General features: G+C 70.4%; 26 protein-coding genes. 14 read left to right on the plus strand and 12 right to left on the minus strand.

All coding sequences use genetic code 11. The features are described 5' to 3' along the window. Window positions 1-14: 14 nt before the first annotated feature. From E1287_RS20090 to E1287_RS20100, 3 genes are read left to right on the plus strand one after another with little or no spacing between them, the layout of a single operon-like run. Entirely contained in the window at window positions 15-1289 is a 1275-nt protein-coding gene (locus E1287_RS20090) for an ABC transporter ATP-binding protein (protein WP_131966575.1), read from the plus strand. A 4-nt stretch (window positions 1290-1293) separates the two neighbouring features. Then, the gene (locus E1287_RS20095; RefSeq protein WP_131966576.1) at window positions 1294-2529 is read left to right on the plus strand and encodes a DUF4032 domain-containing protein; all 1236 of its coding nucleotides are present in this window, start codon (window positions 1294-1296) and stop codon (window positions 2527-2529) included. 22 nt (window positions 2530-2551) lie between these two features. Continuing rightward, window positions 2552-3274: a class I SAM-dependent methyltransferase gene (locus E1287_RS20100; RefSeq protein WP_131966577.1), complete on the plus strand. Its 723-nt coding sequence runs from the start codon at window positions 2552-2554 to the stop codon at window positions 3272-3274. A gap of 51 nt (window positions 3275-3325) precedes the next feature. Here the strand turns inward: E1287_RS20100 and E1287_RS20105 are convergent, their stop codons facing one another. Further along, entirely contained in the window at window positions 3326-4168 is an 843-nt protein-coding gene (locus E1287_RS20105; RefSeq protein WP_131966578.1) for a M23 family metallopeptidase, read from the minus strand. Window positions 4169-4299: 131 nt separating this feature from the next. Between E1287_RS20105 and E1287_RS20110 the strand changes: the two genes are divergently transcribed. After that, window positions 4300-4809 carry a DinB family protein gene (locus tag E1287_RS20110; protein ID WP_131966579.1) on the plus strand — a complete coding sequence of 170 codons (510 nt, stop codon included), beginning with the start codon at window positions 4300-4302 and terminating at the stop codon, window positions 4807-4809. A 7-nt stretch (window positions 4810-4816) separates the two neighbouring features. On the opposite strand, the gene E1287_RS20115 is transcribed toward E1287_RS20110, so the two are convergent. After that, complete coding sequence (locus tag E1287_RS20115) at window positions 4817-5350, minus strand: GNAT family N-acetyltransferase (protein ID WP_131966580.1); 534 nt, start codon at window positions 5348-5350, stop codon at window positions 4817-4819. 70 nt (window positions 5351-5420) lie between these two features. Here E1287_RS20115 and E1287_RS20120 point away from each other — a divergent pair, with 70 nt between their 5' ends. The 3 genes from E1287_RS20120 (at window position 5421) to E1287_RS20130 (ending at window position 6831) form a co-directional block, all read left to right on the plus strand. Beyond that, the gene (locus E1287_RS20120; RefSeq protein ID WP_243719235.1) at window positions 5421-5900 is read left to right on the plus strand and encodes an Rrf2 family transcriptional regulator; all 480 of its coding nucleotides are present in this window, start codon (window positions 5421-5423) and stop codon (window positions 5898-5900) included. A gap of 86 nt (window positions 5901-5986) precedes the next feature. Beyond that, window positions 5987-6424, plus strand: coding sequence for a carboxymuconolactone decarboxylase family protein (locus E1287_RS20125; RefSeq protein ID WP_243719236.1), 438 nt, complete (start codon window positions 5987-5989; stop codon window positions 6422-6424). Window positions 6425-6435: 11 nt separating this feature from the next. Next, window positions 6436-6831: a RidA family protein gene (locus E1287_RS20130; protein ID WP_131966583.1), complete on the plus strand. Its 396-nt coding sequence runs from the start codon at window positions 6436-6438 to the stop codon at window positions 6829-6831. Window positions 6832-6858: 27 nt separating this feature from the next. Here the strand turns inward: E1287_RS20130 and E1287_RS20135 are convergent, their stop codons facing one another. From E1287_RS20135 to E1287_RS20155, 5 genes are all read right to left on the minus strand, one after another. After that, window positions 6859-7389: a hypothetical protein gene (locus E1287_RS20135; protein ID WP_131966584.1), complete on the minus strand. Its 531-nt coding sequence runs from the start codon at window positions 7387-7389 to the stop codon at window positions 6859-6861. An 80-nt stretch (window positions 7390-7469) separates the two neighbouring features. Further along, window positions 7470-8636 carry a fumarylacetoacetase gene (fahA, locus tag E1287_RS20140; RefSeq protein WP_131966585.1) on the minus strand — a complete coding sequence of 389 codons (1167 nt, stop codon included), beginning with the start codon at window positions 8634-8636 and terminating at the stop codon, window positions 7470-7472. Further along, entirely contained in the window at window positions 8633-9502 is an 870-nt protein-coding gene (locus E1287_RS20145) for a hypothetical protein (protein ID WP_131966586.1), read from the minus strand. The genes fahA and E1287_RS20145 overlap by 4 nt, the downstream gene beginning before the upstream one ends. Then, window positions 9499-10689, minus strand: a complete 1191-nt coding sequence (locus E1287_RS20150; RefSeq protein ID WP_131966587.1) for a cupin domain-containing protein — start codon at window positions 10687-10689, stop codon at window positions 9499-9501. The genes E1287_RS20145 and E1287_RS20150 overlap by 4 nt, the downstream gene beginning before the upstream one ends. Before the next feature lie 87 nt (window positions 10690-10776). Next, window positions 10777-11334: a MarR family winged helix-turn-helix transcriptional regulator gene (locus E1287_RS20155; protein WP_131966588.1), complete on the minus strand. Its 558-nt coding sequence runs from the start codon at window positions 11332-11334 to the stop codon at window positions 10777-10779. A 124-nt stretch (window positions 11335-11458) separates the two neighbouring features. Between E1287_RS20155 and E1287_RS20160 the strand changes: the two genes are divergently transcribed. Beyond that, window positions 11459-13192 carry a pyruvate dehydrogenase gene (locus E1287_RS20160; protein WP_131966589.1) on the plus strand — a complete coding sequence of 578 codons (1734 nt, stop codon included), beginning with the start codon at window positions 11459-11461 and terminating at the stop codon, window positions 13190-13192. 16 nt (window positions 13193-13208) lie between these two features. On the opposite strand, the gene E1287_RS20165 is transcribed toward E1287_RS20160, so the two are convergent. Both E1287_RS20165 and speB read right to left on the minus strand, forming a co-directional pair. Beyond that, on the minus strand, window positions 13209-14072 hold the full coding sequence (locus E1287_RS20165) for a PhzF family phenazine biosynthesis isomerase (RefSeq protein WP_131966590.1): 864 nt from the start codon (window positions 14070-14072) through the stop codon (window positions 13209-13211). Window positions 14073-14105: 33 nt separating this feature from the next. Further along, window positions 14106-15104: an agmatinase gene (speB, locus tag E1287_RS20170; RefSeq protein ID WP_165969100.1), complete on the minus strand. Its 999-nt coding sequence runs from the start codon at window positions 15102-15104 to the stop codon at window positions 14106-14108. Window positions 15105-15159: 55 nt separating this feature from the next. Here speB and E1287_RS20175 point away from each other — a divergent pair, with 55 nt between their 5' ends. Both E1287_RS20175 and E1287_RS20180 read left to right on the plus strand, forming a co-directional pair. Further along, the gene (locus tag E1287_RS20175; RefSeq protein ID WP_131966591.1) at window positions 15160-16164 is read left to right on the plus strand and encodes a helix-turn-helix domain-containing protein; all 1005 of its coding nucleotides are present in this window, start codon (window positions 15160-15162) and stop codon (window positions 16162-16164) included. 4 nt (window positions 16165-16168) lie between these two features. Next, window positions 16169-16729, plus strand: a complete 561-nt coding sequence (locus E1287_RS20180; RefSeq protein ID WP_131966592.1) for a dihydrofolate reductase family protein — start codon at window positions 16169-16171, stop codon at window positions 16727-16729. A 56-nt stretch (window positions 16730-16785) separates the two neighbouring features. Here the strand turns inward: E1287_RS20180 and E1287_RS20185 are convergent, their stop codons facing one another. Further along, window positions 16786-17487, minus strand: a complete 702-nt coding sequence (locus E1287_RS20185) for a TetR/AcrR family transcriptional regulator (protein ID WP_131966593.1) — start codon at window positions 17485-17487, stop codon at window positions 16786-16788. Between the two features lie 209 nt (window positions 17488-17696). Here E1287_RS20185 and E1287_RS20190 point away from each other — a divergent pair, with 209 nt between their 5' ends. Further along, complete coding sequence (locus E1287_RS20190; RefSeq protein ID WP_243719237.1) at window positions 17697-18746, plus strand: hypothetical protein; 1050 nt, start codon at window positions 17697-17699, stop codon at window positions 18744-18746. Window positions 18747-18771: 25 nt separating this feature from the next. Here E1287_RS20190 and E1287_RS20195 read toward each other — a convergent pair whose 3' ends face one another. Then, complete coding sequence (locus E1287_RS20195; RefSeq protein WP_131966595.1) at window positions 18772-19365, minus strand: TetR/AcrR family transcriptional regulator; 594 nt, start codon at window positions 19363-19365, stop codon at window positions 18772-18774. Between the two features lie 198 nt (window positions 19366-19563). Here E1287_RS20195 and E1287_RS20200 point away from each other — a divergent pair, with 198 nt between their 5' ends. Further along, a complete protein-coding gene (locus tag E1287_RS20200; protein WP_131966596.1) occupies window positions 19564-21213 on the plus strand; it encodes an AMP-binding protein in 1650 nt (549 codons plus the stop codon). 92 nt (window positions 21214-21305) lie between these two features. Beyond that, window positions 21306-22190, plus strand: a complete 885-nt coding sequence (locus E1287_RS20205) for a hypothetical protein (RefSeq protein WP_131966597.1) — start codon at window positions 21306-21308, stop codon at window positions 22188-22190. Window positions 22191-22223: 33 nt separating this feature from the next. Here E1287_RS20205 and E1287_RS20210 read toward each other — a convergent pair whose 3' ends face one another. Next, the gene (locus E1287_RS20210) at window positions 22224-23354 is read right to left on the minus strand and encodes a serine hydrolase domain-containing protein (RefSeq protein ID WP_131966598.1); all 1131 of its coding nucleotides are present in this window, start codon (window positions 23352-23354) and stop codon (window positions 22224-22226) included. Window positions 23355-23686: 332 nt separating this feature from the next. Between E1287_RS20210 and E1287_RS20215 the strand changes: the two genes are divergently transcribed. Then, window positions 23687-25365: GMC family oxidoreductase (locus tag E1287_RS20215; protein ID WP_131966599.1), on the plus strand; the 1679-nt coding region annotated here is incomplete at its 3' end.

Consider the following 25365-nt stretch of genomic DNA (forward strand, 5'->3'; position numbering starts at 1 on the left):
TTCAAGGGAGAATCATGGCCGCCATCACCATGAAGAACATAGTCAAGAAGTACGGCGACGGCTTCCCGGCCGTGAGCGACGTGTCCCTGGACGTGCGGGACGGCGAGTTCATGATCCTGGTCGGCCCGTCCGGCTGCGGGAAGTCGACGCTGCTGCGGATGATCGTCGGGCTGGAGGACATCACGTCCGGCGAGATGCGCATCGGGGAGCGGGTCGTCAACAAGGTCGCGCCGCGCGAGCGGAACCTGTCGATGGTCTTCCAGAACTACGCGCTGTACCCGCACCTCACCGTGTTCGAGAACATCGCGTTCCCGCTGCGCCTGGCGAAGAAGCCGGACGAGGAGGTGCGGCGCCGCGTCCAGGAGACCGCCGAGCTGCTGGAGCTGACCGATCATCTCGACCGGAAACCGGCGAACCTGTCCGGCGGCCAGCGGCAGCGCGTCGCGATGGGGCGCGCGATCGTCCGGCAGGCGGACGCGTTCCTGTTCGACGAGCCGCTGTCGAACCTGGACGCGAAGCTCCGCGGCCAGATGCGCACCGAGATCTCGCGGCTGCAGAAGCGCCTCGGCGTCACGACCGTGTACGTCACGCACGACCAGACCGAGGCGATGACGCTCGGCGACCGGGTCGCGGTGCTGCGCATGGGCGTCCTGCAGCAGGTCGGGAGCCCGCGCGAGCTGTACGAGGAGCCCGTCAACCTGTTCGTGGCCGGGTTCATCGGGTCGCCGTCGATGAACTTCCTGCCCGCGTCCGTGGACGGCTCGTTCCTCGAAACCCCGCTCGGACGGTTCGAGGTGCGCGACGAGCGCAAGGTCGCCGCCGTCGGCGACCGCGATGTCGTGCTCGTCGGGATCCGCCCGGAGCATTTCGAGGACGCGTCGCTGGTCGGCGAGGAGAAGAAGCCGAAGGGCAGCATCGTCCGCGCGCGGGTGGACGTGACCGAATGGCTCGGCAACGAGCTGTACGCGTACGTCCCGTACGAGGCGCCCGCCGACCTGACCGCGCAGCTCCGCGACCTGTCCCGCGAGCTCGACAGCGACCAGCTCCGCACGCAGGCCGTGGTGGCGCTGGACGCGTCCAGCGAGATCAAGCCGGGCCGCGAGGCCGAGCTGTGGATCGACACGTCCAGGATCCACATCTTCGACCCGTCCAGCGGGGAGAACCTCACCCGCGACGAGGAGCGCGTCGCGCAGCTCGACCGCATCGCGGAGGAGTCCCGCGACGCCCAGCGCGAGGCGCAGCGCGCCCCCGCGGCGGACGGCGGCGGCGCGACCGTGGCGGAACCGTGAGCTGATGCACTTCGTCTTCACCCCGCCCGCGACCTCGGCGTCCGGCCTGCTCGACCTGGCGTGGGACGAGCCGCTCGACGCGTGGGACGACGAGCGGCTGGTGGAGATCAGGCAGCGCGGCCTGTCCCGGCACACGGTCAGGTTCGTCGCCGAGGGCGGGGCGGTGTTCGCGCTGAAGGAGCTGGACGCGCGCCTCGCCCGCCGCGAGTACCGGCTGCTGCGCCGCCTCCGCGACCTCGGCCTGCCCGCCGTCGAGGTGGTCGGCGTGGTTGTCGACCGCGCGCCCGGCCTGGACGCGATCCTCGTCACCCGGTTCCTTGACCACTCGTCGTCGTACCGTTCGCTGTTCGCCAACGCCCGCTACGGCCACCCGTCCGACCGCCTCCTGGACGCGCTGGTGGAGCTGCTCGTCCGGCTTCACCTGGCCGGGTTCATGTGGGGCGACTGCTCGCTGTCGAACGTCCTGTTCCGCATGGACGCGGGTGCTTTCGCCGCCTATCTGGTGGACGCCGAGACGGCCGAGATGCACCCGTCCCTCAGCGAGGGGCAGCGCCGCTACGACGTCGACCTCGCCCGCGAGCGGATCGCCGGCGAGCTGTTCGACCTGGCCGCCGCGGGCACGCTGCCGCCGTCCGCCGACCCGATCGACATCGCCGACGACACCGTCCGCCGGTACCGGGCGCTGTGGGACGAGCTGACCCGCGAGGAGGTCCTGCACCCGGCCGACCAGCGGTACCGCATCGCCGAACGCCTCCGCCGCATCAACTCCCTCGGCTTCGACGTGGACGAGGTCGAGCTGGTCGACGCGGGCCCGGACGGGGCGCGGCTGCGCGTCCGCACCCGCGTGGCGGAGCCGGGGCACCACCGCCGCATCCTCATGGCGAGGACGGGCCTGGACGCGCAGGAGAACCAGGCCCGCCGCCTCCTCAACGACATCGCCGCCTTCCGCGGGTACCTCGAACGGGTGCGCGGCGGGCCCGTGCCGGAGGTCGTCGCGTCGAACCAGTGGCTCGCCGAGGTGTACGAGCCGGTCATCGACGCCGTCCCGGACGATCTGCGCGACCGCCTGGACGACGTCGAACTGTTCCACGAGGTCCTCGAACACCGCTGGTTCCTGTCCGAGAAGTCCGGCCGGGACGTCGGAACGACGGCGGCGGCCCGGGACTACTTCGCGTCGGTGCTGCCGGAAGTCCCCGAGGATCTGACAGAGACCGGACGGCCTCCTGACACGTCCGGTTGATTCCTCTGGGACGATCGTTGGCATGTACGAGCGCTTCGCCCACGAGTACGCCGTCCATGCCGAGACCAGCGCCTACAACGCCCTCTACGACCGTCCCGCCGTGCTCGGCCTCGCCGGCGACGTCGCCGGTCTCTCCGTGTTCGACGCGGCCTGCGGCCCCGGCCTTTACGCCCGCGAACTGCTGGACCGCGGCGCCCGCGTCACCGGCTGCGATGTGAGCCCCACCCTCGTCGACCTCGCCCGCGCCCGCTGCGGAGGCCGCGCGGACCTGCGCGTCCACGACCTGTCCGAGCCGCTGACCTGGGTCCCGGACGCCTCCGCCGATCTGATCGTCTTCGCCCTCGCCCTGCACTACATCGATGACCGGGTGGCGCTTCTCCGTGAATTCCACCGAATAATGGCGCCGTCCGGCGCACTCGTCCTGTCGACCGAGCATCCGACGACGGGATGGGCGCGCCTGGGCGGCTCCTATTTCACCGAAGAGCCCGTGGAGGAATCGTTGAGCCCCGAGCGGGACTGGCCGATCCGGGCCTGGCGTCGCCCGCTGACCGCGATCTGCGCCGAGTTCCGTGAGGCCGGATTTCTCATCGAGAGGCTCCTGGAGCCTCGCCCGGTTCCCGAAATGGCCGATCGATTTCCCGAGGACCACGCGAAGCTGGAAGACCTCCCGGCCTTCATCGCCTTCCGCCTCATCCCGGCTTCGCCGTCGCGTACCCGGCGGGGGAGACGCCCACCGCCGCCGTGAAGTCGCGGGTGAGGTGCGACTGGCTGCCTCGGGCCGCGATCCTGGCCGGCGCTAGGCCGAGGCCGGTTCGTCTGTTACGGGGATGAACGGTGCGCGTCCGCCTGGCACGCCGGTTTGGAGTTCGCCGTCGCTTTCGTAGCGGAAGGCGAACGGCAGGCCGGCGGCGGCCAGGGGGCGCGGGCGGTCCATGAGGTGGAAGTGCAGGTGCGGCTCGGACGAGTTGCCGGAGTTGCCGACCTCGCCGAGCACGTCTCCGGCCTGCACGCGGTCGCCTTTCCGGACCCGCACCGATCCGTGCCGCAGATGCGCGAACACCGCGTACACGCCGTCGCCGAGGTCCAGCACGACGGAGTTGCCGACGATGAACCGTCCCGCCGACAGGGTCAGCAGGGACAGAACCTGGCGGAACAGCATCCCCTCGACCAGCAGGTAGATGAACGCGGGCCAGGAGTTGCGGCTCCAGTGGTCGCGCTGCCTGCCGCTCGCCTGGACGACGACGCCGCCGGCGGGGGCGATGACCTCCCGTCCGAACGAGGGGAAGGTCTCCGGGCGTGACGCGAGCGGCCATCGCCGCAGGGGTCGCCATTCCCGTTCCGGATCGGGGGCGTGGACGAGGTCGATCGCGTACGTCTGGCCCAGCTCGTGCGTCCCGTGGCTGGGGACCTTGTCGGCGGGGCTGTTGACCGGCACCCACCGTCCGTCCACCGGGCACCGCAGGACGACGGGTTCCCGCCCCTGCACGCCGCCGGGCACGAACACCAGCACGACCCCGCCGAGGATCAGGACGAACCCCGCCACCGTCAGCAGGCCCACGCCGTGCAGCGGCGCGGTCAACGCCAGCGCCAGTCCGAGGAGGACGAAAAGCGTCCTGAAGCGTGCCAATGTCCTGTGCATTTTCCGCCTCCGATGGGAGCCGCTCAGCGGCGGTGATCGCTGGCGCAGATACTACGTAACTACGTAATTTCTCCCAAGAGGGTTGGAAAACCGTTCGTCGGGCCGGGGCAGGGCGGGCTAGCGTCCGGCGCATGATCGAAGAGCCGTCGGACACGTTGACCGACTCCCGCGAACTGCTGCTCGGCTATATCGACTACTACCGCGCCGCCCTGCTGCGGAAGCTGGACGGCCTACCGGAGGACGATCTGCGCGCCAGCAGGGTCCCGTCCGGGTGGTCGCCGCTCGGGATGCTCAAGCACCTGGCGTACGTGGAACGGCGCTGGTTCCGCTGGGGCTTCGCCGCCGAGCAGGTGGACGACGTCAGGGGCGACCGTGACCCGGACACGGGTGTCTGGCACGTCCGTCCCGACGAGTCGGCGGAGGAGATCAGGAACCTCTTCCTGGACGAGTGCGCACGCACCCGCGAGATCGTCGCCTCGGCCGATCTGCAGGACGTGGCGCGCAGCGGCGGCGGCTTCGAGCCGTCCGAGCACCATCCGGCGCTGAACTGGATCCTGTTCCACGTTCTGCAGGAGTATGCGCGTCACCTTGGGCAGCTCGACGTCGTCCGGGAACTCATCGACGGCGCCACCGGCGAATGACCTGGCGTCAGCGGAGTTTCTTGACGAGGAGCTCGAACTCCAGGTTGTCGCGTTTGGGCAGGCCGAAGCGCTCGTCGCCGTACGGGAACGGTGACAGCTCGCCCGTCCGGACGTAGCCGCGGCGGACGTACCAGGCGATCAGCTCCTCGCGGGCGCTGATCACCGTCATGTGCATCTCCGCCGCGTCCCACTCGTCGCGGGCCAGCCGCTCGGCCTCGGCGAGGACCTGCTTTCCGAGCCCGGTGCCCTGCATGTCCGGGCGCACGGCGAACGTGCCGAAGTAGGCGTGGCCGTCGCGGTTCTCCAGCTGGCAGCACGCGGCCAGGACACCGCCGTCCGTCTCGGCGATGAGCATGCGGCCGGACGTGTCGTTCACCACCGCCGCGACCATGTCGGCGTCCGTGCGCTGGCCGCCGAGGAGGTCGGCCTCGGTCGTCCAGCCGGCGCGGCTCGCGTCGCCGCGGTAGGCGGACTGGATGAGGGCGACGAGGCCGGGGATGTCGGCGGGCGTGGCGGTGCGGAAGCTGGGGCTGACAGGCATCACAAGCCAGACTCTAATGCCCGTTGTGTTGCGATTCGGATCCTGGACGTTTAATATCCAGATTATGCGGATGAGCGAGGGAGTCGAGTGGGCGCTTCACAGCTGCGTCAACCTGACCTGGCTGGAGTTGGGCGAGGCCGTGACGGCGGCCCGGCTGGCGGAGTTCTACCGGCTGCCGGCGGCTTACCTGAACAAGCAGTTGCAGGCGCTGGCACGGGCGGGCATCCTCACGTCCACGCCCGGCCCGCGGGGCGGCTTCCGGCTCGCGCGCGCCCCCGAGGACATCACGCTGCTGGACGTGGTGACCGCGATCGAGGGGCCGGAGGACGCGTTCCGCTGCGAGGGGATCCTCCGGCAGGGGCCCGGCGGCCGCGAGGACGTCGACTACCGGAGCGTGTGCGTCGTCTCGCAGTCCATGCGGCGGGCGGAGCTCGCCTGGCGCAGGGAGCTGGCCGCGCAGACCGTCGCCGACATCAGGGCGACGGTGGAGGAACGCCATCCGGGCACGCCCGGCGCCACCCGCAACCGGTTCGCGAACCTGCGAGCCTGATCCCGCCGCCCTGAGCCGCTCGCGGTTCTTTCGTCGACTCATTCTGGATACTCAATGTCTAGGTTTGGAGCATCATGCAGGCACGGATGAGCGTCGTGAAGTCCGCCCCCGCGGGCTACAAGGCCATGGTGGCGCTGGAGTCGTACATCAACGGCAGCGGCGTCCCGCACAGCACCCTGGAGCTGGTCAGGCTGCGGGTCAGCCAGATCAACGGCTGCGCGTTCTGCGTGAACATGCACGCCCGCGACGCCAAGAAGGCAGGCGAGACCGACGAGCGGCTCTGGTCGGTGGCGGCCTGGCGCGAGGCGCCGTTCTACACCGACGAGGAGCGGGCGGCGCTGGCGCTCGCCGAGGCGGCGACGCGGATCGGCGACGACCCCGCCGGGGTCCCGGACGAGGTCTGGGACGCGGCCGCCGACCACTACGACGAGGAGTCCCTCGCGTGCCTGGTCATGACGATCGCCGCGATCAACGCCTGGAACCGGATCAACGTCATCGTCCGCAACCCCGCCGCCTCCCGCTGAAAGGAACCCTCATGCCGCACACCATCAGCAACCCGCCCGGCCTGTACGACCCGGTCGGCTCCGGCTACAGCCATGTGGCCGAGACGTCCGGCGACCTGGTCTTCATCGCGGGACAAGGCGCCAACGACATCACCGGCCGGATCGCCTCGGCCGACTTCGCCGGCCAGGTACGGAAATCCCTCGACAATCTGCGCATCGCCCTCGCGTCGGTGGGCCTGGGCTTCGAGCACGTCGTGCAGCTGCGCACGTACATCGTCGGGTACGACGGTGACAAGCTCGCGGTCCTCACGGAGCAGATCCGCGGGATCTGGGGCGAGCGGCCTCCGACGCAGACGCTCACCGGTGTCGCCGCGCTCGCGCCTCCCGACATGCTGGTCGAGATCGACGCGATCGCCGTCCGGCCCTGACCTTCCCGGCTCCCAGGCGGCGGCCCCTCAGCAGGGGCCGTCGTCGACGGACGTGGTGACCGAGTGGCTCCACGGCTCGTCCCCGCCGAGGGTCAGGTCGTTCTCGACCGAGACGGTGAGGCAGACGGGGTTGTCGCCCTTGCGGTTCGTCAGCTCGTACCTGTCGTCGCCCGCGGAGCGGATCTTCACGTTGCCGCCGCCCTCCTCGTTCACGGCGTCGTAGACGTCGGACGTCGCGCTGAACGACGAGCCGATCCCCGACGTCGAGTCCTTGTCCAGCTTGGACGCCGCCGCCTGCGCCACCGAGTGCACCTGCGAGGTGGAGTAGACCGTCGAGTCGTCGGCGGCCTTGAGGATGCCCGCGCCGACGAGCAGGACGGCGGCGCCGATGAAGAAGCTGGCGCGGCGCACGCCGAGCGCGGCGTCGGACGGCTCGTTCGCCCCCGGGTTCCGGTACTGCCAGGCGTCGGCCTTCCAATAGAGCTTCCGCTGGTCCACGCAGCCGAGAACGAACATCACGACCGCCATGAGCAGCATGAAAACGATCAGAACGGTCATGCACGTCCTCCCCTAGGGTCCCCCAAGGTCGGACGCGGTCGGACGCCGTGTGGTTCGTCAAGGCTCTCCGGGCGGTCGCGTCAGCGGGCGGGGAGGATGCGGCCGGTGACCTCGCCGAAGCCGATGCGGGTGCCGGACGGGCCCGGGGCGTTGGCGGTGATGACGACCTCGTCCCCGTCCTCCAGGAAGGTGCGGGGTTCGCCGTTGACCTCGATCGGTTCCTTGCCGCCCCAGGTGAGTTCGATGAACGCGCCGCGCTGGTCCCGGTCCGGGCCGGAGACCGTCCCGGACGCGAACAGGTCGCCGGTGCGGGACGACGCGCCGTTCACCGTCATGTGCGCGAGCATCTGCGCAGGCGACCAGTACATCTCCCGGTAGGGCGGACGGGACACGACCTGCCCGTTCCAGGAAACGGTCAGATCGAGGTCCAGCCCCCAGGGATTCTTCTCCCGCAGGTACGGGAGAGGCTCCGGGTCTTGCGGCGGGGTGGCGACGCGGGCGGCTTCCAGGGCGAGGAGCGGGACGACCCAAGGCGAGATGGACGTCGCGAAACTCTTCCCTAGGAACGGGCCCAGCGGCACGTACTCCCATGCCTGGATGTCGCGTGCCGACCAGTCGTTGACGAGGACGACGCCGAAGACGTGCTTGTCGAAATCGTCCGGGGAGACTTGGGCGCCGATGGGGGAGCCCGTGCCGACGACGAAGCCGACCTCTGCCTCGATGTCCAGGCGGCGGCTCGCCCCGTAGGTCGGGGTTGTGTCGGCGGGGGCCTTGCGCTGGCCGCTGGGCCGGACGATGTCCGTCCCGGACGGAACGACCGTCCCGGCGCGGCCGTGGTAGCCGACCGGGAGGTGCTTCCAGTTCGGCATGAGCGGCTCGGAGTCGGGCCGGAAGAGGCGCCCGAGGTTGGACGCGTGGTGCTCGGACGCGTAGAAGTCGACGTAGTCGGCGACCTCGAACGGCATGTGCATCGTCACCGCGTCGACCGGGTGGACGGCCGCGGTGTCGATGTCGTCCGAGACCAGGTCGATGATCCGCCGGCGGACCTCCACCCAGCGCGCATGGCCCTGCGCCATGAACGGGTTCAGGGACGGCGCGGCGAACACGTCGTCGACGAGCGTGAGGTCGACGAGGTGATCCGCCACGCGGACGCCCACACGCGGGGCTTCTCCCGGAGTCGAGAACACGCCGTACGGGAGGTTGGCGAGCCCGAAGAGTGAGTCTTCCGGTATCGCGATTCGGGTCATCGGGTCGTCTCCTGAAGGACGGGCGCGAGCAGCCCCAGGGCCGTGAGTTCGGTCAGCGGGTCGGTGATGCTGCACGTCCCGAACGACAGGAAGCGGGAGCGGGCGGCGGCCGCCCGCTCCTCGCCGAGGCCCGCCACCCGGGACGCGATGGACGCCGCGTCCCGGTCGGCCAGGACGGAGGCCAGCCCGTCCACCGGACGGCCCTGCGCGGCGGCGTCGGTCGCGAGCAGCAGGTTGAGGAATCCGTGCTGGTGGAAGCCGGTCTCCGGGTCGGTGTTGCGGACCGGATGGTGCAGCCCGGCGGTCGCCTTGAACGGGACTCCGGCGTCCACCACGGCCTTGATCGCGGCGGCCAGCTCGTCCGGGCTCGGGTACAGGTGCGGCTTCACGCCGCCGGTGCGGAACTTCGCGCGATGCCCGAGTTCGGCGACGGCGGCGATGATCGACGGGCGGCGCTCGTCCCGCGGGACCTCGACGTACACGGGCACGTCGACGGTGCCGAGCACGCGGAAGAACTCGTCCGCCTCCATCCCCGCCGGGACGGCGACCTCGATCCCGCGCAGGTCGACGGGCAGCTCGGCCGCTCTCGCCAGCGCCTTCGCGGCCTCGCACGGCCCGTTGGGCGCCGTGATCGACAGGTCCAGCGGCGGGACGGCGGCACCGGATCCGGTGTTCGAGTTGTGGAGGAGCGGGTCGAGGTCGTCGAGCGCGCTCGCCGGGAGGATGAGCGGGCCGACGAGTTCCGCGTACGGGGCGGAGCGGTGGGCGCGGTGGGCCGGGACGGCGGCGTCGAGCGGCGCGAGCCCCGGCGGGAACACGGCCGCGTCGTCGCAGAGCCCGGCGGCGAAGGCGGGGACGGCCGTCACCGCCGCCTCGCCCACGTCCAGGCGTACGCGTCGTCCTCGCAGGCCAGGCCGCCCTCGCCGAGTTCCAGCGGGTGGAAGGTGTCCACCATGACGGCCAGCTCGTCGAAGAACTCGACGCCGATGCTGCGCTCGTACGCGCCGGGCTGCGGCCCGTGCGCGAGCCCGCCGGGATGGACGGACACCGACCCCGGCCCGATGCCGGAGCCCTTGCGCGCCTCGTAGTCGCCGCCGCAGTAGAACATGATCTCGTCGGAGTCGACGTTGGAGTGGTAGTAGGGCACCGGGATCGACAGCGGGTGATAGTCGACCTTGCGCGGCACGAAGTTGCACACGACGAAGTTGTGGCCCTCGAACACCTGGTGGACGGGCGGCGGCTGGTGCACGCGTCCGGTGATCGGCTCGAAGTCGTGGACGCTGAACGTGAACGGGTAGAGGCAGCCGTCCCAGCCGACGACGTCGAACGGGTGCCGGGCGTAGGTCATCCGCGTGCCGGTGATGCCGCGCGAGCCGCGGTGCTTGACGAGGACCTCGACGTCGGTCGCGTCCGACTGGAGCGGCTCGTCGGGTCCGTGCAGGTCGCGCTCGCAGTAGGGGGCGTTCTCCAGGAACTGCCCGAAGCGCGACAGGTAGCGCTTCGGCGGCGCGATGTGGCCCCTGGCCTCGATGGCGTACGCGCGGAGCGGCTGGTCGCCGGTGGGCAGCCAGCGGTGCGTGGTGGACGTCGGGATGATGACGTAGTCGCCCTGCTTCGCCGCCAGCGTCCCGAAGACCGTCTCGACCGTCGCGGTGCCGGACTCGACGTAGACGATCTCGTCGCCGGTCGCGTTGCGGTACAGCGGCGAGTCGGCGGCGGACACGACGTACGACAGCCGCACGTCGCTGTTGCCGAGGATCAGCCTGCGTCCGGTGACGACGTCGGTCTCGGCCCACGTCTCCTTGGGGAACAGGTCGTGCAGCTTGAGATGGCGCGGCTTGAGCGGATGGTTGGGGGTCGTCGTCCCGTCCGGGGTCTCCCAGACCTGTGAGTCGACGATCGCGGACGGGATCTCCCGGTGGTACAGGAGGGACGAGTCCGACGAGAACCCCTCCTCGCCCATCAGTTCCTCGAAGTAGAGCCGCTCATCGCCGTCCCTGTGCTGGGTGTGGCGCTTCGGCGGCACGTGGCCGACCCGGCGGTAGTGGGCCATGGTCCTCGCCTCCGATGGTTAACGCATTAACTATTTTGTGCCGACACTACGACTCTTCTCCCTAGGAGGGAAGGGCCTAACCTCGTGTCAGCTTCGCTCGCGTGCGTCGAACTGCTCCCGGCCCGCGATGAGCTTGTCCAGCAGCATGATCAGCATCTGCTGCTCGGTCTCGGTGAGCACGTCGGCCCACTGCCGCTCGCGCTCGTTCTGCACGGTGAAGATCTCCAGCATGGCCCGGTGCCCGTGCTCGGTCAGCGTCAGGATGACCGACCGGCCGTCGCGCTCGCCTGGCGTGCGGGCGAGCATCCCGTCGGCGACGAGCGTCTTCGCCAGGTTCGATACCGCCGCTCTGCTCATGCCGGCGAGCGTCGCGGCCCGTCCGGGCTCCAGCGGTCCCGCCAGCCAGGTGACGAACAGCAGCCGGAACGCCGCCCACGAGTGCCCGCGCGGCCGGTGGACGGTGGACTCCAGGTCGTAGGTGACGATCGCCGAGGCCCGGTTCAGCGTCAGCAGCAGCCGGGTCGCGAGCCGGTGCGGGAAGCCGAACTCGTCCGAGAGCCGGCGCCCGGCGAGGTCGACGAACGACCAGAAGTCGAGCTGCTCGCCGTTGCCGTTCACCCCCGCCACCTTCTCAATGTGATTCATGGTTTGACTATTTAACCCTGGTCGGGCCCGGATGTCAGCCGGGCCCGGGCGTCAGGCGGGTCGGCCGGGTGTCAGCCGGAGATCATCGGGAAGATCCTTTGGGGAGCGTGCTGGGGGAGGGACGATGGCGACGGTCGCCGACCAGTTCATCGACGTGTTGCGGCAGGCCGGCGTCCGGCGGATCTACGGGGTGGTGGGCGACAGCCTGAACCCGGTCGTGGACGCCGTCCGCCGCACGGGCGGCATCGACTGGGTGCACGTCCGCAACGAGGAGGCGGGCGCGTTCGCCGCCGCGGCCGAGGCCCAGACCACGGGACGGCTGGCCGTCTGCGCGGGAAGCTGCGGCCCCGGCAACACCCACCTCATCCAGGGCCTGTACGACGCGCACCGCTCGGGGGCGCCCGTGCTGGCGCTGGCGTCGCAGATCCCGAGCGTCCAGGTCGGCAGCGGCTACTTCCAGGAGACGCATCCCGAACGGCTCTTCGTCGACTGCAGCCACTACTGCGAGGCGATCAGCACGCCCGCCCAGATGCCGCGCATTCTCCGCACGGCGATCCAGCACGCGGTCGGGCTCGGCGGCGTCGCCGTCCTGACCCTGCCCGGTGACATCGCCAGCAAGGACGCCGCGAACGCGACCGGCGAGCACGATTTCCTCATCCGGAAGGGGATCGTCAGGCCGCCGTCCGACCAGGTGACGCAGCTGGCGGGCGCGCTCAACCGGGCGCGCAAGGTCATGCTGTTCTGCGGGTCCGGCGTCAAGGACGCCCATTCCGAGGTGATGCAGCTGGCCCACAAGGTGCTCTCACCCGTAGGCCACGCACTGCGCGGCAAGGAATGGATCCAGTTCGACAACCCATTCGACGTGGGCATGAGCGGCCTGCTCGGTTACGGCGCCTGCTACGAGGCCATGCAGGAGGCGGACCTGGTGCTCCTCCTCGGCACCGACTTCCCGTACGACCCGTTCCTGCCTGGCAAGAACACCATCCAGATCGACGACGACCCGTCCAAACTGGGTCGCCGGACCCCGCTCGACTTGGCCGTCCATGGCGACATTGGCGAGACGCTGCGGCTCGTCCTGGACAAGGTCCAGCAGAAGCGCGATCAGACGTACCTGAACGAGATGCTGCACCGGCATGCCCGCGCTTTGGAGAACGTCGTCTCCGCCTACACGCGCGACATCGAGAAGCACATCCCGATCCACCCTGAATACGTCGCGAGCGTCCTGGACGACCTCGCCGCAGACGACGCGATATTCACCGTGGACACCGGCATGTGCAACGTCTGGGTAGCCCGCTACATAACCCCCAACGGACGCCGCCGCGTGATGGGCTCGTTCGTCCACGGCTCCATGGCGAACGCACTCCCACACGCCATCGGCGCCCAGTACGGCGCACCCGGCCGCCAGGTCATCTCCGTTTCCGGTGACGGCGGCCTAGGGATGCTGATGGGCGAACTCCTCACGGTCAAGCTGCATCGCGTCCCCGTGAAAATCATCGTGTTCAACAACGCGTCCCTAGGCATGGTGCGCCTGGAAATGCTGGTGGACGGCCTCCCGTCCTACGAAACCGACCACGAGCCGGTCGACTACGCCGCGATCGCCGAAGCGATCGGCATCGAATCGGCCCGTGTGGAGCGCCCCTCAGACGTCCGCACGGTGATGGAACGCGCCCTAGCCGCCCCTGGCCCCTACCTCCTGGACGTCGTCACCGACCCGAACGCCCTGTCCATCCCACCCCACATCACCCCGCAACAGGTGAAAGGTTTCGCACTAGCGGCGGGAAAGACCGTCCTGACAGGCGGCGTAGGCAAGATGCTCGACCTGGCCCGAAGCAACCTCCGCAACATTCCGCGCCCCTGACCTGGCGTCCGATGCCCTAGCCGGGGATCCGGACAGCGGCGCCCGTGACGCGGACGCGGGGGTCGTCGTCGCGGAGTTCCACCGCGAGGAGCCCGGGACGGCCCATGTCCTCGCCCTGGTGGAGCGTGAGCGTGGCGGCGGAGGCGACCTCGCCGAGTTCCCGGAGGTAGGCGCCGAACGCGGCCGCCGCGGCGCCGGTGGCGGGGTCCTCCACCACGCCGCCGACCGGGAACGGGTCGCGGACGTGGAAGACGTGCCGCGACGCGCGCCACACCAGCTGGACGGTGGTCAGATCGTGCCTGGTCATGTACTCGGCCAGGCGGTCGAAGTCGTAGTCCAGATCGGCCAGGCGTTCGCGGGTGGCGGCCGCCAGGACCAGGTGGCGGGCTCCCGCGAAGGCGAAACGGGGCGGAAGGGCGGGATCGAGGTCGTCCTTGCCCCAGCGCAGGAGGTCCAGGGCCTGGGCGACGTCGGCCGCCTCTTCCAGGTAGGGCTCGACGCTGGTGAGCGTCGCGTGGAGGACGCCGTCGACCTCGGCGACCTCGACGGGGACCGTGCCGCTCTTGGTGGCGAACGTGAGAGCGCCCGGGCCGGTCCGCTCCGCCAGGGCGACCGCGGTGGCGACGGTTGCGTGGCCGCAGAACGGGACCTCGGCTTTGGGGCTGAAGTAGCGGAGGGTGAAGGCTCTGCCCGACCCGCCGAGGCTGTCCGGCGGGGCGGTGAGGAACGCGGTTTCCGAATAGCCCAGGTCCGCGGCGATCGCGAGCATGGCCGCGTCGTCCAGCTCGGAGGCGTCCAGGACGACCCCGGCCGGGTTGCCTCCCACGGGGTCGGTCGCGAAGGCGGTGTAGTGCAGCACCTCACTGCTCAGATCGGTCATACCGCCATCGAACACCAGGAGCAGACCAGCCGGTCAAGCCCGGTTCTTGTGGGCTAGGGCGGCGAGGGTCTCCCAGATCAGGCGGTGGGCGTTGTTGACCGTCAGGTCCGCGTGGTCGTAGGGCGGGCAGACCTCTGTCACGTCCAGGGCCACCACGTTGGTCTGCAGCGCGACCTGGCGGACGGCCCGGAGGAGGTCGGCCGGTGCGAGGCCGCCGGGCTCGGGTGTCCCGGTGCCGGGTGCGAAACCGGGGTCCAGGACGTCGATGTCGATCGAGAGGTAGATCCCGTCGGTGCCGTCGCAGGCCTCGGCGATGATGTCGTCCATCACGGCCTTGATCCCGCGCTCCCAGATCTCCTGCATGGTGTGGTGGCGCATGCCCTGTTCGCGCATCCACGCCTGCACGTCGGCCGGGGGCCAGTAGCCGCGCAGGCCCACCTGGACGAAGTCCCTGCCCGCGATCGCTCCGGACTCGATCAGGCGTCGCATCGGCGTCCCGTGGCTGGCGAGGTTGCCGCGGAGGATGTCGGCGGTGTCGGCATGCGCGTCGAAATGCACCATGCCGATCCGGCCGTGGTGGGCGGCGACCGCCGTCCCGCTCGGCCACGTCACCGAGTGGTCGCCGCCGATCACCACGGGGATGATGCCGCGGCTGACGACGTCCAGCACCCGCTGGTGGATCGCCGCGCGGGACGGCTCCCACATTCCGGGCGAGACGATCGCGTCGCCGTAGTCGACCACGGTGAGGTGATCGAAGATCTCGATCTGCAGGTCCAGGTGGTAGCTGCCGGCGTCGTAGGCGTTCGCGCGCAGCGCCCGTGGGCCGAACCGGGCGCCGGGACGGTTGGTGGTGTTGTCGTCCCACGGCGCGCCGACCACGGCGACGTCGGGACGCCACTCGTCCAGCTGCTCCGGCTCGGTCAGGTGGGGGCGCAGCCCGAACGTCGGCACTCCCATGTACGAGGACGAGTCGAGCTGGGCCTGCATGCCGGACGGCAGGACCGGACGGCCGCCAGGTGATTCACGTGTCATGCCGACAGTCCACGGCGGCGGTGCCCCGCTGCCAATGAATGTAGCGTGTGGCTTAATGGTCAGCTTCGTGCTCGGCGTCGAGGACCTCGCCGACGCGCGCTTCGCCGTCTCGCCACTGCAGGAGACCGTGCTCAGCCTGCGGGTGCTGCGCGATCCCGGCCTGTCGGCGTTGCACCTGCCGTGGCGCAGGTCGGTGATCGGCCGCCTCGGTGGTCTCGACGCCGCGCTGCTGATGTCCCTGATCGGACGGCGTCTCGCCCTTCCCGACTTCCTGACGCCCGCGCCGGCGGTGTTCGCCCCGGCCTTCGAGGACGAACTGGCCGTGGCCCGCCGCACCCGTCCCGATGTGGTGCGCCGCGACCTGATCGGCGTCCACGCGCCGGGTCCCGTTCCCGAGGCGCTGCGTGCGGCCGGCGGGGACGACGCGGCCGTGGCCCGCCTCGGCGACGCGATCTGCGACGCCCTGCTCCGGTACTGGCGGACGGCCGTCGAACCGGTCTGGCCGCAGATGCGCCTGGTCCTGGAGGCGGACATGACCTACCGCGCACGACGCCTGGCCCTGGGCGGCGCGCGCCTGCTCTTCTCCGACATGCACCCCAACCTGCGCTGGCGGGACGGAGTGCTCACGATCGACAAGACGATCGTCGAGCATCGTGTGGCGTCGTCCGGGAGGGGCCTGCTGCTGATCCCTTCGGTGTTCGCCCACCAACCCGCGCCCCCGGTCAGGCCGGACGAACCGCCGCTGCTCGCCTACCCCTGCCGCGCGGTGGCCACGCTGTGGGCCCCGGCGCCCGTGCCCGACGCGACCGCGCTCGCCGCGCTGGTCGGCGAACCGAAGGCCAAACTGCTCCGCCTCCTGGACGAACCGCTGGCGACGGTGGAACTGGCCCATCGGCTGAAGGTGACGCCGAGCGCGGTATCGCAGCATTTGCGCGTTCTGCACGCGGCCGGTCTGGTCGCCCGGGCACGCCAGGGACGGCGCGTCCTGTATCGCCGCAGCCCGCTCGGTGACGAACTGGCCGCTCCCAAAGGCTCTTCTGCTCCATCGGCGCTAAGCTGAGGTAATGCGTCCTCTTAGGTATTCCATCAATGTCACATTGGACGGGTGCTGCGATCACCGTGAAGGGCACACGGACGAAGAATTGCATCGACACTCGACCGAGATCCTGGCCCGGGCCGATGCCCTCATCTTTGGCCGGGTGACCTACGAAATGATGGAGGCCGCGTTTCGGACGCCGGCGCGGACGGGGGTCAGGCCCGAGGGGATGGAACCCTGGATGTTCCCCTTCGTCCAGACGATCGACGCGGCAAAGAAATACGTCGTGTCGAGCACCCTGGACCAGGTCGACTGGAACGCCGAGCTCCTGCGCGGCGACCTGGGGGAGGCGGTTCAACGGCTCAAGGAGGAGCCGGGGAAGGGGCTGTACGTGGGGGGCGTGACGCTCCCGCTGGCGCTGGCCGAGCTCGGATTGATCGATGAGTACGAGTTCATCGTGCATCCCAGGCTGGTGGGCCACGGGCCGACGGTGTTCGCGGGCCTGTCGAAGGCCGTCGAATTGAAGCTCGTGAGCCGGCAGGAGTTCGGTTCGGGCGCGGTGGCGATGCGGTACGAGCCGATAAGGTAACCGCCGGGCGGGCCATTTCTGTGGCGGGCCATTTCTGTCGCGAGCAGGACCTGTCGTCACGGGGTCGGGGCGGACGGATGTTCGGAGAGACGGGTCTCGATTCCGTCCAGGACGATTGACAGGCCGAGCTTGAAGCCGCTGTCGAAGTCGGCTTCGCCGGCGCGAAAGGTCTTGGCCAGGGCCGGGTAGTCGGAGGCGCGGTCGCGGAGGAGCTGTTCTGCCTGGTCTCGTAGATGCGCTTCGGCGGCGGGATCGCGGAAACGGGATCGCCATGCGAGTTCCTCGGCGACGAAGCCGTGGACGTAGCCGCTGACCGCACTCACGGCCGCGGTGAGCGTCGGGCCCTTCAGGCCCGCCCGGTCCAGGGCGGCGAAGATCTGCTCGGAGCGGGCGAGGGCGCCGGGGCCCAGCAGCGGACGGGTGCCGACCAGCGCGGGGATCCACGGGTGGCCGAGCATGACCTTTCGGCTGTGGGTCAATTGGCGCGTCAGGACGTCCCGCCATGTCGCGTCCGGGTCGGTCACGATCTCGATCTCGGCGAGGGCGGCGTCCAGGGCCAGGTCGAGCAGGTCCTCCTTGGCGGCGACGTACTCGTACAGCGACATCGTTCCGGCGCCGAGGCGGGCGGCCAGGCGGCGCATCGAGAAGCCGTTCACGCCTTCGGCGTCCAGAAGCGCGATCGCGGCCTCGATGATTCGTTCCCGGGAAAGGCGTGGCTTGCGCGGACTTTCCCCGTCCCGGAACCAGATGCTGTCCATCCGTGCAGTGTACGGAAAACCGTACGGCTAGCGTTGAGCCAGGGCGACGTCGGACGGAGGAGGGTGTCGTGAGCGAGGAGTGGCTTCGTTCGTACGCGTTGCTGGCGTTGCGCGTCGATCGGCAGGCGGGCGGGCCGAATACGAGCGGCCTGACCCTCATCTACCGCGGGCCCCGCGAATGGAGAGAGGAGGTGGAAAGGGAGGAGCCGGTGGCGCCGGGGCGGCTCGTCGAGGACGCCGAGCGGTTGCTGGACGACCTGCCTTTCGAGGCCGGGCGTGCCGCCTATCTCGCCGGTCAGGTGCGGGCGCTTCGGATGGTGGCGCGGCGGCTGGACGGCGCTCGCGTACCGCTGCCCGAATTCGTCCGGGAGAGTCTCGGAATCGAGGCCGGATGGGTGCCCGAGTCGGTGTTCGCGGAGGCCCATGAGGAACTCGACGCGGCATTGCCGTCCTCGCCCGGGTCGCTGGCGGAGCAGACGGCGGCATGGCGCGCGGCCCACCGGCTGGAGTCTTTCGAACGGCTGCCCGCGCTGGTGGCGGCGGCAGTGCGCGAGACGCGTGCCCGCACGGCGGAGATCGTTCCGCTTCCGGAGAACGAGGCCGTCGGTTGCCGTCTGGTCTCCGGGGTGCCGTTCCATTTGGCGGGTTCCCATGAAGGCGGGCCGGACTCCACCATTCACATCAACCGGGATCTGCCGTTCAACCTTGCCGATCTGCTCTATGTGATCGCGCATGAAGGGCATCCGGGGCACATCGCCGAGTCGGTGCTCAAGGAGATCCATCTGGCCGGACGGCTTGAGCAGCGCGTGCGGTTCCTGCTCTCTCCGCAGGGCGTCATCAGTGAGGGGCTGGGGTTGGCGGCCGAAGAACTGATCTTCCCGGGGGACGAGGCGCGGGAATGGCTCGTCCGCCATGTCCTGAAGGAGGATCCGGGGGATCTGGCGGCGCTGCACCACGCCGCGAATGTGTTGTGGGGTGTCTGGGCGAATGCCGCGTTGATGGCTGCCGAAGGGCGTCCGGAAGGGGAGGTCCGCGGCTACCTGTCGCGCTGGGCGCTGCTCGGTGACGAAGAATTGGCGGCCGCCGTGCCGCTGATCGCGGTGCCGGGCGGTAACGCGTACCTGTTCGCCTACTACCACGGCTGGCGGCTGGTGCGCGGCTGGCTGGACGTCCCCTCGCAGGGGGACCGGGCGCGGAAGCGGGAACGGGCGCGGCGGCTGCTGACCGAGCAATTGCTGCCCGCCGACCTCGCCACCTGATGGCGCGTCCCGGTCCGTGGCCCGGTCAGTGGAAGGGGCGGGCCATTTCGGTGAGGGTCTCGTCGGCGGCCTCGGCCAGCGGACGGACGGGGCGCTCGTCGATGTCGGCCAACGTGGCGATGCGGAGGGCCGTCATGAACGCGCCGGCGAGGACGCGGGGACGGACACCGCCGGGCGGCAACCCCTCGCGCGCGGCGATCAAATCGGCGAAGTCGCGCTCGAACTCGGCGTAATGGGCGAGCAGCCGGGCCAGGACGGACGGGTGCTCGCGGGCCAGGCGGGCCTGCCCGGCGCACAGCATGGGGCACTGCGTCTCGTCGGCGTCGGCCTGCTCGTCGAGCGCGGCGCGGAGGGCGGTCCAGGACGGCTCGCCGGGCGGGCGTGACTCGAACGCCTCCAGCAGGGCGCGCATCCGCCGTTCGGCGCCGTAGAGGAGCGCCTCCTCCTTGCCGCCGAAGTAGTTGGAGAAGGTGCGGCGGGAGACGCCGGCGGCGTCGGCGATGGCCTCGACGGTGACCTCGTCCAGGCCGTGCTCGGCGGTCAGGCGCATCGCGGCGTCATGCAGGGCGCGGCGCGTCGTCTCCTTCTTGCGCTCGCGCAGCCCGCCGGTCGTCGCCATGGTCGGACCAGCGTACCCAAGCTTCAAATGCTGCCCGGCGGGAAAACTTGCGCATCGCGCGACGGCGGGTTGTCAGGTTTCTGACAAGGCGAAGGCCGAAGAGGTGGGTCGGGGGAGGAGAGCGGCAGGGGGTTTGTCCGTATGGTCGGAAAAGTGAGGATCAAGGCGGCACCGGGAGCGTAGGGCCGGGAGCGGTGGATGACGGGATTGTCGGGGGCCGGGCAGCGGGCGGTGTCGGCCGCGCGGGCGGGCGGCATGTTCGCGCGGAGCGGGCTGTGGCGTCCCGGGCCGCCGCTGAAGGTCGTCCGGCAGCTGGGCGCGCTGCGCCGCTGGGGCACCCTGCTCGGCGGGACGGTCGCGTCCGCCGCGGCCCGCGATCCGGACGTCGTCGCGATCGCCGACCAGGAGGGGGAGCTGACGTACGGGGAGGTCGACGCCCGAACCGACCGCCTTGCGGCAGCGCTCGGACGGGCGGTTGGCGCGGGCGAGCCAGGCCGGGCGGGCGGGCCGCGCCGGGTCGGGGTGCTGTGCCGTAACCATCGGGGGATGGTCGAGACGCTCGTCGCCTGCAGCAAGAGCGGCTCCGACCTCGTCCTGCTGAACACGGGGATGAGCGCTGAGCAGCTCGTGACCGTGATCGAGCAGCAGGGCGTCCAGACGGTCATCGCGGACGAGGAGTTCGCCGAGTTCCTCGCGCTGGTCCCGGCGGGCGTCCAGTCCATCAGGACGGGCCCGGAGCTGGAGGACCTCATCGTCACTGCGTCCGGTGCGCGGGTGGAACCGCCGTCGAAGGCGGGGCGGACGATCGTCCTCAGCTCGGGCACGACCGGGCGTCCGAAGGGCGCGGACCGGCGGGCGCGTCCGGGGCTGTCGCCGCTGACGTCGATCCTGTCCCGCATCCCTTACCGGGTGCACGAGCGGATGCTCATCGACGCGCCGCTGTTCCACACCTGGGGATACGCCATGCTGCAGACGGCGATCTCGCTGCGCGCCACGATCGTCCTGCGGCCCCGGTTCGACCCGGAGCAGACGCTGCGGGCGATCGCGGAGACCGGGGCGACGGCGCTGGTCGCCGTCCCGGTCATGCTCCAGCGCATCATGGACGTTCCGGACGAAGCACGCCGCAAGCACGACACGTCCTCGCTGCGGATCGCGGCCGTCAGCGGCTCGGCGCTGCCCGCGACGCTCGCGACCGCGTTCATGGACGAGTTCGGCGACGTCCTCTACAACCTGTACGGGTCGACGGAGGCGTCGTGGGTGACCATCGCCACGCCCGCCGACCTGCGCGCCCGCCCCGGAACCGCGGGCACGCCGCCGCCCGGGACGACGGTCGCGATCCTGGACGAGGAGGGCGCGCCCGTCCCGCCCGGAACCACCGGACGGATCTTCGCCGCGAACGAACTACCGTTCACCGGCTACACCGGCGGTGGCGACGGGGGCGCCAAGGAGATGCGGGACGGCCTGATGAGCCTCGGCGACGTCGGCCACCTGGACGAGGACGGTCGCCTCTACGTGCACGGCCGCGACGACGACATGATCGTCTCGGGTGGGGAGAACGTGTTCCCGAGCGCGATCGAGGCGGTCGTGGAGGCGCTTCCGCAGGTCAGGGAGGCAGCGGTCGTCGGCGTCCCGGACGAGCGGTTCGGACGGCGGGCGGCCGCGTTCATCGTCGTCCGCGACGGCGAGACGCTCGACGCCGACACCGTGCGCGACCACGTCCGCGACCATCTCGCGCGCTTCGCCGTGCCCCGCGACGTGCATTTCGTCGACGCGCTTCCGCGCAACGCGACCGGCAAGGTCGTCCGCCGCCGACTCCAGCCCCGCCCGGACGCCGACGACCCGTCCTGACACGGCGGAATAGGAGATCCCTCACACCTCGCCCGGTCCTCCCATCGGATAGTCTTGACAGTGTCAAGATTGATGCTGAAAGGAGACGATCGATGGCGGACGATCCCGGCCTGGCACGGCAGATGTGGCACCAGCTCGAAGCCGTGCACGCCCTGTTCTGGTACTCACCCGAAGTGTTCGCCGAAGCCGAGGCCCTCGGCTACAAGGTGGACGACCGCTGGCCGAGCTATTTCGCCTGGCGTGCCGCACCACTCGGCGCGGCGGGCACCGAGCTGGTGTCGTCCGCCTTCTACAGCTTCAGCCCGCGGATGGTCGCCGAGCACATCCCCGCGGCCTGGACGATCGCGGCGCCCGACCGCGTCCTGGAGGCGCGCACCCGCGCCGTCGACCGGATGTACCGGGCCCTGCTCGGCGACGACATCCTCCGCAGCCCCGATCTCGCCGAGGCCGCCGACCTGGCCCGCACCGCCGCCGAGGCCGCGAGCACCGCCGGACGCCCGCTCGCCGCCGCCAACGCCGACCTGCCCTGGCCGGACGAGCCGCACCTCGTCCTCTGGCACGCCATCGGCATCCTCCGCGAGCAGCGCGGCGACGGACACGTGGCCGCGCTGCTCACCGCCGGGCTCGACCCGGTCGAGGCGCTCGTCTCGTTCGCCGCGGTCGGCGCCGCGTCCGTGGCGACGTTCGCGAGCCGGGGCTGGACGGACGCCGAATGGTCCGCCGCCCGCGACCGTCTCGCGTCCCGCGGGCTCGTCCACCCGGACGGAACCGCCACCGACCGGGGCCGCGAGCTGCGCGAATCCGTCGAACGGACCACCGACGACCTGGCCTACGAGCCGTGGCGGACGCTGGGCGCCGAGAAGTCGGGCCGCCTTGCGGAACTCACGATGCCGATCCTCGTCAAGGTCCTGGAGACCGGCCTGATGCCCGCCCAGAACACGCTCGGCATAGGCAAGATCCCGGCCCCGCCCCGTTGACCCGCGTTGTGACGGTTGCTCGCGGCCTGCGGTTCAGGCGCAGAACGCCGTCTCCGCCAGCCTGCCGAGATCCGCGCGAAACTTCTCGCTGTTCTCCAGCGCGGAGGCGTTGTAGGTGATGACGGCTTGGCGGCGTCCGTCCGCGCTGGTGTAAGTCCAGGTGCGGTATCCGGGGAAGCCGCCGTCGTGGCCCCAGGCGTACCCGCAGGAGAACTTGATCCGCGCGACGCCGAGGCCGTAGTCCTCCACGACGCCCTCGTCGTTCACCGGCCGGACGGTCCGCAGCTCCCGCATCTGCTCGGCGGGCAGCAACCGGCCCGTGAACAGAGCCCGGTGGAACCTCGCGACGTCGTCCACGGTGGACACGATCCCGCCGGCCGTCCGGGCGCTGGACGGGCTGATCAGCGTGCTGACGTCCCCGTGCTGGAGGTAGTAGCCGTGCACGTACGGGCCGGGGAACGCCGGTGACGTGGTCGGATACGATGTGTGCCGCAGCCGCAGCGGGCCGAAAACGCGGCGCTGGAACTCCGCGCCCGCCGCCCGCCCCGTGGCCTTCTCGATGATCATTCCGGCCAGAATGTAATTGGTGTTGGCGTAGTTCCATCCCTGGCCGGGAGCGTGGACGGGCGGCTTCTCCATCGCGATCGCGACCAGCTCGGCGGGTGTCCAGGCGCGGGCCGGGTCGCTCATGATCCGCGGGTCCTGGACGTACTCGTTCAGCCCGCTGGTCTGCGCCAGCAGCTGCCGGATGGTGATCTTCGACCCGTCGTTGCCGTTGCCCTGGACGACGCCTGGCAGCCATTTCTCCACCGTGTCGTCCAGGGAGAGCCGGCCTTCGGCGTCCAGTTGCAGGACGACCGTCGAGGTGAACGACTTGGTCACGCTCGCGATCCGGAACAGCAGCCGGTGATCCATCGGCGCGCCGGTCGCCTTGTCGGACACGCCCGCCGTCGCGTGCGAGACGCGTCCACCGCGACGCGTCATCACGATCACACCGGGCGCCCCGTCCGCGACGAGCCGCTCCGCCGCGCCCTGCACCCGCCGATCGAGCCCAGACGGCCCAGCGGCGCTCGCGCTGGGCGCTCCGGCGGCGACGGTCGTGACCAGCACCGTCCCGGCAACGACGGCGGAAACAGCGGCTGCTGCTACACGTCCACGGGCCATGAGATTCCTCCTCGGAAGATTTCGCTCACGTGATCAACTCTTCCGGGAATGAGGATCGGCGGCATTAGGCCCAAAACCCGGACCCAAGGTGTACCTACCGACACTGACCGGCTCCACGTCCTCCGCAACGCCATTCGCCAGGACCTCGGCGTAAGCGCTCTCCACGAACACGTCCCCATCTGACGGTGCCGCGGCGGGTGGGCAGTCGGTGCCCGGTTGTCACCCGGGTGATAAACGCGTTCTCAAATCGTTGCTCCGCGTGCATGGCGCGCGACGGAACGGAGGGTCCACACTCGGGGGCTTCGTGATCTCCGCGACGAAGGTGGTGTGCAGTGCCCGGTGACGCCTACGACTTCGACGTGATCGTGGTGGGCTCGGGGTTCGGCGGCAGCGTGACGGCGCTGCGGCTGGCCGAGAAGGGGTACCGGGTCGCCGTGCTGGAGGCCGGACGCCGCTTCGACGAGGAGACGCTTCCGAAGACGTCCTGGAGACTCCGGAAATACGTGTGGGCGCCGCGCCTCGGGATGCGCGGCATCCAGCGCGTCCACCTGGTCGGGGGCAAGGCGGGCGTGCTGGTCCTGGCGGGCGCGGGCGTCGGCGGCGGTTCGCTGGTGTACGCGAACACGCTGTACGAGCCGCCGCGGCCGTTCTTCACCGACCGCCAGTGGGGCCACATCACCGACTGGCAGGACGAGCTCAAGCCGTACTACGACCAGGCCCGCCGGATGCTCGGCGTCACCGTCAACCCGCTGGTCACGCCCGCCGACGAGGCGATGAAGCGCGTCGCGGACAGGATGGGCGTCGGCGACACCTACCACGCCACCCCGGTCGGCGTCTTCTTCGGCGACCGTCCGGGGGAGGACACCGCCGACCCGTACTTCGGCGGCGCCGGCCCGCGCCGGACGACGTGCACCGGCTGCGGCTCCTGCATGATCGGCTGCAAGGTCGGCGCGAAGAACATGCTGACGAAGAACTACCTGTATCTGGCCGAGCAGGCGGGTGTCCGGGTCGTGCCCGACACCACCGTCACCGCCGTCACGCCCCGCGGCGGCGGCGGGTACGAGGTCGGCACCGAACACACCGGGCCGCTCCGGAAACGCCGGAAAACTCTGACGGCGGAGCATGTCGTCCTCGCCGCCGGGACGTACGGCACGCAGCGGCTCCTCCACCGGATGCGCGCCGCCGGACGGCTCCCGCATTTGTCGTCCCGCCTCGGCGAACTCACCCGCACCAATTCCGAGGCGCTTCTCGGCGTCGAGCGCATGACCGTGTGGCACCGCAAGAAGGACGTCGACCACAGCACCGGACTCGCCATCACCTCGTCCTTCCACCCCGACGAGAAGACCCACATCGAACCCACCCGCTACGGCGCGGGAAACAACGCGATGGGCGTTATCCGCACCCTCCTGGTGGACGGCGGCGGACCGCCCCGGTGGCTGAAATTCCTCGGACAGGCCGTCCGGCACCCGACCATCATCCTGCGCGGCCTGTCGCTCAAGGACTGGGCGAAGCGCACCGTGATCGCCCTCGTCATGCAGACCGCCGACAACTCCATCACCGTCGGCGAGAAGCGCGGCCGCCTCGGGCGCCGGAAACTCGTCGCCAGGCAGGGCGACGGCGAACCCAACCCGACCTGGATCCCCGTCGCGCACGACGCCGTCCGGATGCTCGCCGAGGAACTCGACGCCACCCCGGGCGGCACCTGGTTCGACCTGTTCAACATTCCGACGACCGCGCACTTCATCGGCGGTTGCGTCATCGGGGAAACTCCGGAAACGGGAGTGATCGACCCGTACCACCGCGTCCACGGCCATCCGGGCCTGCACATCGTGGACGGGTCGGCGGTGACGGCGAACCTGGGCGTCAACCCGTCCCTCACCATTACGGCGATGGCCGAGCGCGCAATGGCGTTCTGGCCCAACCGCGGTGAAAAGGACACGCGCCCTGAACTGGGTGCGCCCTACCAACGAGTCGACCGCGTCCTTCCGGATCGGCCCACCGTCCCCCAAGG

It is taken from the genome of Actinomadura sp. KC06 (genome assembly GCF_004348735.1).
Lineage (GTDB): Bacteria > Actinomycetota > Actinomycetes > Streptosporangiales > Streptosporangiaceae > Spirillospora.